Origin of the sequence: Paraburkholderia sp. J8-2 (genome assembly GCF_905220195.1) — a bacterium.
Classification (GTDB): Bacteria; Pseudomonadota; Gammaproteobacteria; order Burkholderiales; family Burkholderiaceae; genus Paraburkholderia.
This window is the reverse complement of record NZ_CAJMZA010000004.1, coordinates 426,117-439,384: the sequence shown is the minus strand read 5'-3', so window position 1 is coordinate 439,384 and position 13,268 is coordinate 426,117. Positions and strand designations below refer to the sequence as shown.

At 65.6% G+C, this 13,268-nt stretch carries 10 protein-coding genes; 3 read left to right on the top strand and 7 right to left on the bottom strand.

The window, feature by feature from the left end; all coding sequences use genetic code 11:
• The first annotated feature begins 210 nt into the window (after positions 1–210).
• Positions 211–1,893, top strand: a complete 1,683-nt coding sequence (locus U5A52_RS13230; protein WP_321934974.1) for a methyl-accepting chemotaxis protein — start codon at positions 211–213, stop codon at positions 1,891–1,893.
• A gap of 72 nt (positions 1,894–1,965) precedes the next feature.
• Here U5A52_RS13230 and iolB read toward each other — a convergent pair whose 3' ends face one another.
• The 7 genes from iolB to U5A52_RS13195 all read right to left on the bottom strand — a co-directional run bounded on the left by iolB (position 1,966) and on the right by U5A52_RS13195 (position 11,049).
• Positions 1,966–2,769 carry a 5-deoxy-glucuronate isomerase gene (gene iolB, locus U5A52_RS13225; protein ID WP_321909147.1) on the bottom strand — a complete coding sequence of 268 codons (804 nt, stop codon included), beginning with the start codon at positions 2,767–2,769 and terminating at the stop codon, positions 1,966–1,968.
• Positions 2,766–3,680 (bottom strand): myo-inosose-2 dehydratase, encoded by a 915-nt coding sequence (iolE, locus tag U5A52_RS13220; protein ID WP_321934973.1) that lies wholly within the window; start codon positions 3,678–3,680, stop codon positions 2,766–2,768. Before iolE ends, iolB begins: the two co-directional genes overlap by 4 nt.
• 33 nt (positions 3,681–3,713) lie before the next feature.
• Positions 3,714–5,714: a 3D-(3,5/4)-trihydroxycyclohexane-1,2-dione acylhydrolase (decyclizing) gene (gene iolD, locus U5A52_RS13215; protein ID WP_321934972.1), complete on the bottom strand. Its 2,001-nt coding sequence runs from the start codon at positions 5,712–5,714 to the stop codon at positions 3,714–3,716.
• The gene (locus U5A52_RS13210; protein ID WP_321934971.1) at positions 5,711–7,726 is read right to left on the bottom strand and encodes a bifunctional 5-dehydro-2-deoxygluconokinase/5-dehydro-2-deoxyphosphogluconate aldolase; all 2,016 of its coding nucleotides are present in this window, start codon (positions 7,724–7,726) and stop codon (positions 5,711–5,713) included. The genes iolD and U5A52_RS13210 overlap by 4 nt, the downstream gene beginning before the upstream one ends.
• Positions 7,727–7,763: 37 nt before the next feature.
• Positions 7,764–8,573, bottom strand: coding sequence for an ATP-binding cassette domain-containing protein (locus U5A52_RS13205; RefSeq protein ID WP_321934970.1), 810 nt, complete (start codon positions 8,571–8,573; stop codon positions 7,764–7,766).
• Positions 8,574–8,586: 13 nt separating this feature from the next.
• On the bottom strand, positions 8,587–9,750 hold the full coding sequence (locus U5A52_RS13200; RefSeq protein ID WP_321934969.1) for an ABC transporter permease: 1,164 nt from the start codon (positions 9,748–9,750) through the stop codon (positions 8,587–8,589).
• Positions 9,751–9,987: 237 nt separating this feature from the next.
• A complete protein-coding gene (locus tag U5A52_RS13195; protein WP_321909138.1) occupies positions 9,988–11,049 on the bottom strand; it encodes a sugar ABC transporter substrate-binding protein in 1,062 nt (353 codons plus the stop codon).
• Positions 11,050–11,333: 284 nt separating this feature from the next.
• Between U5A52_RS13195 and U5A52_RS13190 the strand changes: the two genes are divergently transcribed.
• Complete coding sequence (locus U5A52_RS13190; RefSeq protein ID WP_158757465.1) at positions 11,334–12,224, top strand: MurR/RpiR family transcriptional regulator; 891 nt, start codon at positions 11,334–11,336, stop codon at positions 12,222–12,224.
• Positions 12,217–13,239 (top strand): inositol 2-dehydrogenase, encoded by a 1,023-nt coding sequence (gene iolG / locus U5A52_RS13185; RefSeq protein WP_321934968.1) that lies wholly within the window; start codon positions 12,217–12,219, stop codon positions 13,237–13,239. Before U5A52_RS13190 ends, iolG begins: the two co-directional genes overlap by 8 nt.
• Positions 13,240–13,268 lie beyond the last annotated feature (29 nt).

Genomic DNA, 13,268 nt, shown 5'->3' with positions numbered 1-13,268 from the left:
TTTTGGCGTTTCATTTTGGCCATGTATAAACCGGCGATGTGCGCGCCCACGAGGTGCGCAATACGGGGCCGGAATACGAGCCTCGCCGCGCGCCGCAGGGGTAAAAGGCGGGGTTAAAGATTGCGCGACGGCGTGCCGTAGACCGGAGTTGAGGCGTAACGCAAATCAAGAACGGTGGCGTTGGGCCGAACAACAATGCTGGAGACCAAAATGAAAGCAGTACCGCAAGGCGGCAGGCACGCGGGCTTCGTGCCGCTGGATCCGGCAGGCAGCGCGGCGAACGCGCAATTGCACAAGGGTGGACGCACCGGCGCTGCAACGCGCAGTTCCCGGCTTTCCGTGAAGGCCACACTGCGCCTCGCCTTCGCGCTGGTGCTGATCGGCACGCTTGCGATCGGTGCCGTTTCGCTCGCGCAAATCAGCCGTCTCAACGGCTCGACGCAATCGATCTACGAACAGGGCTACGTCGCGAGCCGCGCCGCCGAGGAAGCGCGCGGTCACGTGCTGCGCGCGAGCCGCGCCCAGAAGATGCTGCTCACGGCGACCACGGCGCGCGAGCGCGAAGAACTGGGTCAGGACATCGACAAGGATCTTGGCGCGCTGGAGCGCGGCATGAGCCAGCTGCAGCAGTACGCTCAAGAGCAGGGCGGCGACGCGCTCGCATTGCAAAAGAAGCTCGCGGACGCGACCACGACGTGGAGCGGCCATCTGCGCGACTTCGTGACGCTCGTGAAGCAGCAGCCGCTCGATCTCTCGCAGATGAGCTGGCAGGTCGGCACGCAGGACGTGTCGCTGCTCGTGGAGACCGGCAAGCTCGAAACGCTCGTGAACGACCTCGTCGCGCAGCGCGGCACAGCTGCGAAAGCCACGATCGAGAAGGCGGAGTTCATCTTCAAGTCGTCGTTCGTGATGATGGCCGTGGCGACCGTGGCCATGTTCGTGCTCGCGTTCTTCGTGAGCGAATGGGTCGTGCGCCGCATTGCGCGGCAACTGGGCGGCGAACCGGCGCACGCCAAGGCCATCGCGGCTCGTATCGCGGCTGGCGATCTCGCCCAGCCCGTCTCGGTTCATGCGCGCGACGCGGCAAGCATGCTGGGCGCGCTGCGCGACATGCAAAAAGGCCTCTCGAACACGGTGGCGGAGATCGCCGCGAGCGCCGAGGCGATTGCCTCCGCCTCGGGCGAAATCTCGACCGGCAATCTCGATCTCTCGCGCCGCACCGAAGAGCAGGCCATGGCGCTCGAGCGCACGGCGAGCAGCATGGAGCAGCTCACGTCCACGGTGCGCCTGAACGCCGAGAACGCGGAGCAGGCCAGCACGCTCGCGGGCAACGCCTCGGCAATCGCGGAGAAGGGCGGCTCGGTGGTGGGCCGCGTGGTCGCAACCATGCAGGAGATCAACGACAGCGCGAAGAGCATCGCCGACATCATCGGCGTGATCGAGGGCATTGCGTTCCAGACCAACATTCTCGCGCTCAACGCGGCCGTGGAAGCGGCGCGCGCGGGCGAGGACGGGCGCGGCTTCGCCGTGGTGGCGGGCGAGGTGCGCAGCCTCGCGCAGCGCAGCGCGGCGGCGGCCAAGGAGATCAAGGCGCTGATCGGCGCATCGGTCGAGCGCGTGTCCAATGGCTCGACGCTGGCGCAGGACGCGGGCTCGACGATGGATGAAGTCGTGAAGGCCGTGAGGCGCGTGAACGACATCATCGGCGAAATTTCGGCGGCTTCGCGCGAGCAGCGCTCGGGCATCGAGGAGATCAGCCGCGCGGTCACGCAGATGGACGCCGGCACGCAGCAGAATGCGGCGCTCGTGGAAGAGGCGACCGCAGCGGCGCAATCGCTCGACGATCAGGCGAAGGTGCTCAAGCGTCTCGTGGGGAAATTCCGGCTGGCTTGAGGCTCCTTAGGTCGTTGCGGGTACAACGGAAAACGCCGCGTGGTCCAACACGCGGTGTTTTTTATGGACGCGCTATTTCGCGTCGCGCTCGATGATCCACTCGTGCGCCGGGTCGTTGTGGAAGTGCCATTCGCGCGTTGGGCCCGCCATCACGTTCAGGTAATACGAGTCGTAGCCATACGGGACGACGACCGGGTGATAGCCGCGCGGCACCATCACGACATCGTGGTTTTCCACGGCCATCGTTTCGTCCAGATCGCGCGCGTCGGTGTACACGCGCTGGAACGCGAAACCCTGCGGCGGATTGAGCCGGTGATAGTAGGTTTCCTCGAGCGCGCTTTCCTGCGGCAAGCGGTCGGCGTCGTGCTTGTGCGGCGGGTAGCTCGACGAGTGGCCCGAAGGCGTGCGCACCTCGACCACGAGCAGCGATTCCGCGGGCGCGTCTTGCGGCAGGATATCGCACACGTAGCGCGTATTCGCGCCCTTGCCGCGCGTGGAGCGCTTCATCTGCGCGGGCTCGATGAGGCGAACGGGCAGCGTGCCCTTCGCGGGCGCGCTCGCAACGCCCACTTCGGCATTGCGTTTCGCGCGCACGGTCGCTTTGACGCCGGGCGGCACGTAGAGCGCATATGGCGCGGCGTCTTCGAACACGCTATCGCGCGAGCCGAGGCTCGACCAGCGCTCGCCTCCAGCTTCGATATCGACCGCGCCCGAAAGCACGACGATGCAGCTTTCGCGATCGGGTTCGGATACGTAGACCACTTCATCCGCCTCGAGCCGATAGGCGGCGAAGCCGACATAGCGCCAGCCCGCGGTGTCGGGCGTGACGCGCGCGATCGTCTGGCCCTCGCGCGCGGCCTTGACCAGCAGTGTCATGCTGCCTCCTTCGATTGGGTGTCCGTAGCATCGACGAGCGAGCGCAGCGTACGATAACCCTTTTGCGCGTACTCGTAGGACGGAGCGATCACCGGGTCCTGCTCGGCTTCGACGACGAGCCAGCCGCGATAGCCGTGGCGTTTCAGGCGCGCGATGATCGCGGGGAAATCGACGGCGCCGTCGCCGGGTACGGTGAACGCGCCGGCCAGCACGGCGTCGAGAAAGCTCCAGTTGCGGTTGCGCGCCAGCTTCATGACGGCGGGGCGCACGTCCTTGCAGTGCACATGGCATACGCGCGCAATGTGCTTGTCGAGTTCGGCAACCGGGTCGCCGCCGGCAAACGTCATGTGGCCTGCGTCGAACAGCAGGCCCACGGCGTCGCTCGTGCGCGCCATGAGCTTGTCCACGTCGGCGGGTGTTTCGACGTAGGCGCCCATGTGATGGTGGTACGCGAGCCGCACGCCGCGCGAGAGCGTGTGGCGCGCGAAGGCGTCCACGCGCGCGGCGTATTCGTCCCACTGCTTGTCGCTGAAAAAGCGCGGCCGTTGATAAAGCGGGCGCGGCGCGCCCTGGATCGAATCGGCGACCTCGCCGTAGACCATCACCGTTGCGCCGTTCTGCGCGAGCAGGTCCAGATGCTTGTCGACAGCGGCAATCTCTTCCTCGACGCTGCGCCGCGCGAGCATGCCCGAGTACCAGCCGGAGACGAGCGAAAGATCGTATTGCGCGAGGAGCGCCTTGAGCGCCTGCGGCTCGCGCGGAAACTTGTTGCCTAACTCGAAGCCCTCATAGCCGATCTCGCGGCCCTCGGTCAGCGCCTGGGAGAGCGGCGTCTCGCCGCCGAGCGAGGGCAGGTCGTCGTTCATCCACGACAGCGGGTTGATGCCGATGCGTACTTCAAATGCGCTCATATGCGCTCCTCGATGTCTGTGTCGTCAGACGCGTTATGCGTGGCCGGGTTCGTCGTCGCCGGTGGGCTCGTTTTCGCTGGATTCGGCCGGTTGCGCGCGACCGCCGCGTTCGGCGACATGTTCTTCATAGCGCTCGCGCGCCTCGCGCACGGCAGCGCGCGCGGATACCTCGGGCACGGCGACTTCCCACCACCAGCCGCCTTCCTCGGTCGTGCGCGCGGGGTCGGTGTCGATGCAAACCACGTAAGTGCGCGTCGAAGCACGCGCGCGTTGCAGCGCCGCTTCGAGTTCCGCGACGTTCGCCACATGTTCGGCCTGTGCGCCGAGCGAGCGCGCGTGCGAGGCGAAATCGATGCGCGGCGCGCCGAGCGGCCCTTGCGCGCAGTCGTCGAACAGGTTGTTGAACGGCGCGCCGCCGCAAGCCTGCTGCAACCGGTTGATACAGCCATAGCCGCGGTTGTCGAGCACGACGATGATGAGCTTCGCGCCCAGCATGACCGAGGTGGCGATCTCGCTGTTCATCATCAAATAGCTGCCGTCGCCCACCATGACGATGACTTCGCGATCGGGCCGCGCGAGCTTCGCGCCGAGGCCGCCCGCGATCTCGTAGCCCATGCACGAATAGCCGTACTCCACGTGATACGCACCGGGCTGGCCCGCGCGCCACAATTTGTGCAATTCGGCGGGCAGCGTGCCGGCCGCGCAGACGACGATATCTTCGGTGTACGAACGGCTCGACGAGCGCTGCACCGCGCCGATCACATCGGCATCGTAGGGCAGGCAGTTGCGTTCCTGTGGCGCATGCGTCAGGCGCTCGACGGTTGCACGCCACTCGTTGGCCAGGCGCTGTGCATGGGCGGTCCAGTTCGCGTCGGCGCGCCAGTTGATCAGCTCGTCGTTGAGCGCGCCGAGCGCCTGGCGTGCGTCCGCCTGCACGGCGAGGCCGTCGTGCTTGAGCGCGTCGAAGGCATTGGCGTTCACGCCGATCACATGCGCATTGGCGAAGAGCGAGTTCGAGCCGGTCGTGAAGTCCTGCAGGCGCGTGCCCACGGCGAGCACGCAGTCGGCGTCGCGGGCCAGTTCGTTGGCGGCGGGCGAGCCCGTCACGCCGAGCGCGCCGACGTTGAGCGGATCGTCCCACGCGAGCGAGCCTTTGCCCGCCTGGGTTTCCGCCACGGGAATGCCGCGCGAGGCGGCGAGCGTCTGCAAGGCGTGCGAGGCGCGCGAATAGAGCACGCCGCCCCCGGCCACAATCAGCGGGCGTTTCGCGCGATGCAGTTGCGTGAGCGCCGCGTCGATCTCGGTCTGAATGGGCGCGGGCGCGTGGAACGTCACGAGGCGCGGCGTGAAGAAGCTCGCCGGATAGTCCCATGCCATGGCCTGTACGTCCTGCGGCAACGCGAGCGTGACCGGGCCGCAGAGCGCAGCGTCGGTGAGCACGCGCAGCGCGCGCGGCAGCGCCGTGAGCAACTGCGCGGGATGCACGATGCGGTCGAAGTAGCGCGATACGGGCTTGAGCGCGTCATTGGCCGAAAGGCCGCCATCGTGCAGGTCCTCGATCTGTTGCAGCACCGGATCGGGTTCGCGCGACACGAAGATATCACCGGGCAGCAGCAGCACGGGCAGGCGGTTCACATGCGCGAGCGCCGCCGCGGTGACGAGATTCGTCGCGCCCGGGCCGATCGAGGTCGTGACCGCCATCATGCGGCGCCGGAAGTGCGCTTTGGCATAAGCGATCGCGCTATGCGCCATGGCCTGTTCGTTGTGCGCGCGCAGCGTGGGCAACTCGTGCCGATGCTGATAGAGCGCCTCGCCGATGCCAGCCACATTGCCGTGACCGAAGATCGCGAACACGCCGCCGAACAGCGGCTCGGTGCGGCCCGAGCCGTCCTCGCTTGCCACGCGCTGGGCAGCGAGATAGCGCACGAGCGCCTGCGCCGCGGTGAGCCGCACGGTGCTCGCGTGCGCGCCGGACGATGCGTGCGGCGCGCTTTCCTGCGAGGCGTAGTCGCCCGGAGCAATGCGTTGGTTCATGCCGCCTTCTCCTCATGGTTGGCGTGCGTGCCGTCTGCTTCGGCGCGCGCGGCGCGCCATGCGCCGATCAGCGTTTCGAAGGCGCGGCGAGCGCGGGCGATCACTTCGTCGTCGCCGATCTCGCCGGCGAGCCAGGCGAGGCTCGGTTCGTAGAAGATCGAGCGGCCCACCGTAAAGCCTCGGCAGGTGTTCGAGGCGGCCGCGGCGCGGAAGCCTTCCACGAGCTGGTCGATCGGCGCGGAGAGCCCGAGCAGCACGACGCCGCGGCAATACGGGTCGCGCTCGGCGATCAGCGCGTCGATGTCGCGCCATTGCGCCGCGCTCGTCGGCTCGAGCTTCCACCACTCCGGATAGAGGCCGATGTTGTAGAGCCGCTTGAGCGCGCGATAGACCGTATCGGGCGCATTCGGTTTGCCACCGAGCTTTGGCGGAATCACTTCGAGCAGCAGTTCGTGGCCGCTCGCCTGCGTTGCGTCGTAAAGCGCGCGCAATTGCGCTTCCTGTTCGAGACGTTGTTCGATCGGCTCGTCGGGATGGAACTGCACGAGGCACTTCACCGTGTGGTCGATAGGCCACGAGGCGAGTGTCGTGCCGATCGAGCGGCCGTGGTCGAACACGAGCGGCACGGACCCCGGCAGCTCGACCGGGCGGCCGATCCACCAGCCGCGGCCGGTCGCGGCGTTGAGCGCGTCCTGGCCGTAGCGATCGTCAATCAGGACACCGATGCGTCCTTGCAGGCCGAGCGTGCGTTCGGTCTGCGCCACCGCCTCGACGAAGAGATTCTTCAGATACGCAATGCGCGCTTCGCTCACGCCGGTCTGCTGCGCCAGATCGAAGAACTGGTTGCGATGATCGAACGCGAAGCCGAGCACTTCGTCGTGCCGCTTGCGCGCGGGGGTCACGCGATGCAGGCGCGCGAGCGTCGCGTCGCGATCGGGGCGGCGCATGCGCACGGGGTCGGCGGCGGCTTCGCGCAAGAAGTAATCGAGTTCCACCGGCGTAGGCATGGCGGGCGCGCAGCCGTGTCGCGAGACGACGAGCGCGCCGCATGCGTTGGCCGCGCGCGCGCAGTCTTCGAGCGAGGCGTCGCGCAGCCAGCCCGAGAGGAAGCCGGAGGCGAACGCGTCGCCCGCGCCGAGCACGTTGAGCACTTCGACTTCCACGCCGCGCTGCATCGGCAAATCGTCCATCGAGGCGGGCACGGCGCCTTCCACGATCTGGCAGCCGAGCGGCCCACGCTTGACGAGCAGCGTTGCGCCCGTCACTTCGCGCACGCGCTTGAGCGCGTCGACGAGCGTGTCCTTGCCGCCCGCGATGCGGAACTCTTCTTCGGTGCCGATCACGAGATCGAAATGCGGCAAGATGCGCTGCAAATGCGCGCTCACGCCTTCGCTCGCGACGAAGCGCGTCTCGCCGTCGGCCTTGCCCGCGAGACCCCACAGCACGGGCCGGTAGTCGATATCGAGCACAGTGCGCACGTTGTTGCGGCGCGCGTAGTCGAGCGCGGTGAGACTCGCGCGGTTCACCTGCTCGGTCGAGAAGTGCGTGCCGGTGATCAGCAGCGCTTTCGATGAAGCGATGAACGCTTCGTCGAAGTCGCTCGAATCGACGGCCATGTCGGCGCAGTTCTCGCGATAGAAAATAAGCGGGAACGTGTCGCGGTCTTTCAGGCCGAGCAGCACGAGCGCCGTGAGGCGCTCGTGGTCCACGCGCACATGGCTCGTATCGCAACCTTCCTTCGTGAGCGTTTCGACGAGAAAGCGCCCCATGTGGTCGTCGCCCACGCGTGTGAGCATGGCCGACTTCAGGCCAAGACGCGCGCAGCCGAAGGCGATGTTCGCGGAGGAGCCGCCCAGATACTTCGCGAACGTGGAAACGTCTTCGAGCCGCGCGCCCACTTGCTGCGCGTAGAGATCGACACCCAGGCGGCCAAGGCAGACGATGTCGCGGCTGCGCCCGGCGGCGAAGCGGCCTGGCGTGGAACGGGGCGGGGTGGATTGAGTCAGGGCCATGAGTATTCCTGTTGAGTGCTGTGCCGTGCGCGCGTGATCAGATGGTCGCGCCGTCGAGTTCGGCGATCATCTTCTGCATCTCCGCGCCGCCTGCCATCATGTCGAGCACTTCGTTCTTGCTGATCGTGTCCTTCGTGTAGGTGCCGAGCGAGCGGCCGCGATTGAGCAGCGTGAACGAGTCGCCGATCGGGTAGGCGTGGTGCACGTTGTGGGTGATGAAGATCACCGAAATGCCCTTCGCGCGCGCCGCATGAATGAGCTTGAGCACATTGAAGCTCTGCTTCACGCCGAGCGCGGCGGTCGGCTCGTCGAGAATCAGCACGCGCGCACCGAAGTGAATGGCGCGCGCGATGGCCAGACACTGCTTCTCGCCGCCCGACATCGTGCCGATGGCCTGATGCGGGTCGCGCACGTTGATGCCCATGCCGGCAAGACGCTCCTTCGCGATCGTTGCGCTCGCATCGAGATCCATCACGTTGATAAAGCCGAACAGCTTCTTCTGCGGCTCGCGGCCCATGAAAAAGTTGCGCGCGACCGAGAGCAGCGGCACGAGCGCGAGATCCTGGTAGACGGTGGCGATGCCGAGATCGAGTGCGTCTTTGGGCGAATCGAACGCCACGGGCTTGCCGTCGACGAAATACTGGCCGGAAGTGGGCTGATGCACGCCCGCGAGCGTCTTGATGAGCGTGGACTTGCCTGCGCCGTTGTCGCCGAGCAGGCAGTGCACCTCGCCGCGTTTGAGGCGCAGCGTGACGCCGTTGAGCGCAATGACCTTGCCGAAGTACTTGCTGACGTTCTCGAGCGCGAGAATCGTGTCGCCGTTCGCGGTATGGGTGGTATCGGACATTTGAGTCTCCGGCTTACGATTGCGCGACGCGGCGGCGCACATAGTGATTGAAGAGCACGGCAATGAGCAGCATCACGCCGAGGAACACGCGGAACCAGTCCGAATCGATGTTCGTGTAAGTGATGCCGATCTGCACGACGCCGAAGATGAGCGCGCCGAACGCCGCACCGATCACCGAGCCATAGCCGCCCGTGAGCAGCGTGCCGCCGATCACCGCGGCAATGATCGCTTCGAACTCCTTCTGAAGACCGCGGTCGGCGGCGGCCGAACCGATGTCGCATACTTGCAGCACGGCGAAGAGGCACGAGCAGAACGCGGTGAGCATGAAGAGCGAGATCTTCACACGCTTCACGGGCACGCCCACGTTCTTGGCGGCGTTGGAGTCGCCGCCCACGGCGAGAATCCAGTTGCCGTAGCGCGTCTTGGCGAGCACGAATGCGCCGATGGCCACGAGCGCGAACCACCAGAGAATCACTTTGGGCACGCCCGGCACGAGCGGCTGGCCGTTGTCGAGCATCTTGCCGATGCCGATATGCGCGAGCGCGACGAACAGGCTCTTGAACGCCGTGCCGTGAAAGAGCAGGTTGGTGATGAAGTCGGCTTTGGCCACGTCGCCCACGCCCGAGACGATCGTGCGGTCGGCGAACATGATCGAGAGCGCGAGGGTCAGGCCGCGCAGGATGAACAGAAACGCGAGCGTGACGATGAACGAGGGCAGCCGCGTGCGCATCACGAGGTAGCCGTTCAGCGCGCCGAGCGCGGTGCAGCCCACGAACGCGAACAGAATGGAAAGCGCGATGGGCCAGTGGAAGTACATCGTGGGGATCGCCACCATCATGCCGGCGAAGCCGATCATCGAGCCGATCGAGAGGTCGAACTCGCCGGCGATCATGAGCAGGCAGGCGCCGACGCTCAGGATACCGAGGTAAGCCGCGACCTGCGACCAGTTCATCACGCCGTCGAGATCGAACATGCCCGAGCCGCCCGCGCCGATCGCAAAGACGGCGAAGACCAGCACGGTGCCGGAAATCGCGGCGAATTCGGGGCGGCCGAGCAGATGGCCGAACCACGATTCGCGGCGCACGCGTTCGTCGCCGGCGCCCGGCTGCGGCGTGGGCGCGTCTTGCGCACCGCCTTCCGGAGCGTGCGAGGGGAAGTGTTTGCCGGCTACACCCATGATGTCTCCTGTATCGACCCGAGTGGGCGCTTTAGCGCGTGACTCCGGTCCTATGCACGGCTTACGGCCGTGTGAGGCGCATTCGCACCTGCGTTGGCTCAAATGCCCGAGCGCATTCCCCACAAGCAACAGCCTTGCAGAAGAAGCAACACGGTGAATGGCGCGCGGCGAGGCTGGCGAGAGGCGATGGGCATCGGAAGATGCTAGCCGCCGCCGCGCGTGGCTGACGAAAAAAGCTTAGCGGTACTGACCTGCGTATTTCACAACCTTGTCCACATTCTCCTTGGTGATGAAACCCGGACCCGAGCGGATATTCTTCGGGCCGTACGAGGGCTGCAGGCCATAGGTTTCAAGGCGCTGCTTGAACTTCGGATTCGCTTCGAGAATCTGGCGGATCTTCTGCGGGTCGGTGGTGTGTTCCTTCTTCACGATCGCGAGCACGGCCACCGGGATATAGCCCTGCAGGTACGGCTGCTGGTCGATCGCGAACTGGATGGTGCCCGCGCGGATCGCTTTGGCAATGTCATCCGAGAAGTCGAACGTGCAGAAGTAGATCTTGCCGGCGAGGCCCATCTGGTCGACGGCCTTGAGCGTGGCGGCGGCCGGCACCGGGCCGAGCGTGAGGATCGCGCCCGTGTTCGGATGGTTGCGCAGATACGCGCTCACCTTCGACTGGATTTCGGTCGGGTCCTGGCCGGAGTCGATCGTCGAGGTCTTGTAGTCCACGCCGAGCGCATCGGCAAAGCCGCGGCAGCGTTCGAACGACACGGCGTTGGTGGCGAAGTGGTTCACGCACAGGAACGACTTCACGCCCGCGGCCTTGGCTTTTTCGCCGGCGGCTTTCCCCGCCACATATTCAGGCTGACCCACGTGCATGATCGCGCCGAGTTTCTCGCTCTGTTCCTCGGTGCCCGAGTTGATCGTCACGAGCGGGATCTTCTTTTGCGTGACCTTGCCGATGGCACTCTTGAGCACGTCGTAGTCGGCAATGGTGACGATCACGCCGTCGTAGTTGCGCGCGGCGGCCTGTTCGATCAGGCGCGACATGTCAGCGATATCGCCGTTCGGCGGATTGCGGTAGTCGGTTTCGACGTTCCAGTCGTCGTCGGCCTGCTTGATGGCGTTCTTGATCGTGTTCCACCACGAGTCGGAATCGGGCGCGTGGCTGATCAGCACGAAATGCGCGTCGGCGGCTTGTGCGGTTTGCGCGCTGAGCACGCTGGCACCGGTCAGTCCCGCTGCCAGCGCGAGCACTGCGGCCAACTTTCGGAGCATGGTCTTGCCCTTGCGTTGAGTCATTGTCTCCACCTTTCTCGGTCTGTCGTTCGTTCTTGGGGTGAGCGTCGCAGCCGCGCTTTTTACCTGCCGCTTGCTACATGGACCGAATGGACCAACTGCCGCGCTCATCGACAAGATTAGGACATCGCCTCGCGACTTGCAACGAAAATTTCATTGCAAATAAAAATGGAAAATCTGTTCCATTCGTGTGACACGCTGCCTATAATCGGCTCCGTCGGCATGCCGTGAAATGCAAGCCGGATAAGGCTTTGCGGCAATGCGGCAATCAGCGAAGGAAAACGATCATGGCGGATGACACAACCGACGCCGTAGCGGGCGTAGACGAATTGATGCAGCGCATCGCGCAGGATTACGAGGCGCTGCCGCGTCAGCTGAAAAGCATCGCGACCTACATCGAACAGCACCGCGCGAGCGTGATGATGGACCGCACGAGCGACATTGCGGCGAGCTGCGGCGTGCATCCCTCGGCGGTGGTGCGCTTCGCGCAGCGCTTCGGATTCTCGGGCTTCTCCGATCTGCAGGCGGTGTTCCGCCAGGCGTATGCGGGGCAGGGTGCCTCGGCCACGAGCTATCAGCAGCGCATACGCCAGCTGATCGACGCCAAGGAGGGCGAGACGAGCCCCGACATGGGCGGCGCCGTGGCGCGCGAATTCATCGGCGCATGCCGCAGCGGGCTCGACGAACTCGAAGCGGGCCTCGACGGCGCACAGTTCGACGAAGCCGTGAAGATGCTCGAGCAGGCGGACAACATCTACGTGATCGGCGTGCGCCGCTCGTTTCCGGTGGCGAGCTATATCGTTTATGCCTTGCAGCACACGCGCAAGCGCGTGCACCTGGTCTCGGGGCTCGGCGGCATGTATCACGAGCAGATCCGCAGCGTGAAGAAGGGCGACGTGGTGATCGCGATCAGCTTCGCGCCTTATGGCAAAGAGACACAGTACTGCCTGCGCGTGGCGCAGCAGCATCACGCCAAAACGCTCGTCATCACCGACAGCCAGCTTTCGCCGCTCGCGCGCCACGCGAACGCGCAACTCTATGTGAAGGAGGGGAGCGCGTTCGCGTTCCGCTCGCTCACCAGCACCTTCTGCCTGTGCCAGGCGCTCTTCATTGCGCTTGCGTACCGGCTCGAACTCAACGTGGAAGAATCGACCGACACCGGAGGATACGATGACTAGTGCAGCAAGCGGAGCCGCGAAAACGTTGGATGTGGCGGTATTCGGCGCGGGGCGCATTGGCCGCATTCACGCGGGCAATCTCGCGCGCCAGCCCGGGGTGCGTCTGAAATACGTGATCGACGTGAACCGCGAAGCCGCCGCCGCGCTCGCCGCGCAGCACGGCGCACAGGTGGTCGACGTGGACGCCGCGTTCGGCGACGCCTCGATCGGCGCCGCGGTGATCTGCTCGAGCACCGATACGCACTCCGAACTGATCCTGAAGTCGGCAGCGGCGGGCAAGCATATCTTCTGCGAAAAACCCGTCGATCTGACCATCGAGCGCGCCCGCGCCTGTGCGGAAGCGGTTCAGCGTGCGGGCGTCGTGGCCATGATCGGCTTCCAGCGCCGCTACGATCCCACGTTCGCCGCGCTCAAGACGCGCCTCGACGCAGGCGAGATCGGCACGCCGGAAATGCTGATCGTCACGAGCCGCGATCCGGGTGCGCCGCCGGTGGAATACATCAAGCATTCGGGCGGCATCTTCAAGGACATGCTGATCCACGACTTCGACATCTTCCGCTGGATTCTCGACGACGAAGCGCTGAGCGTGCATGCCACGGGCAGCTGCCTGTCCGATCCGGCGATTGCCGATGCGGGCGACATCGACTCGACGGCGGTGACGATCCGCACGAAGCGCGGGCGCCTTTGCCAGATCAACACGGCGCGGCGCGCGGCTTACGGCTACGACCAGCGCTTCGAGGTGCTCGGCAGCGAGGGCATGCTGCAAGCCGGCAACATGAAGCCGACCGAAGTGGTGGCGTGGTCGAAGACCGCCGTGGCGCAGGACGTGCCCGAAGCCTTCTTCCTCGAACGCTATCGAGCGGCCTACGCGCGCGAAATGGCGCATTTTCACGAAGCGGTGACGCAGGGTGTGCCGGTGCGCACGTCGGTTGCCGACGGCCTGAAGGCACTGGAGCTGGCCGAAGCGGCCTCGCTGTCGTGGCGCGAGGGCCGTGTGGTGACGCTGGGCGACTGAAACCGATCTAACGTGGATCAAGCGAGGAG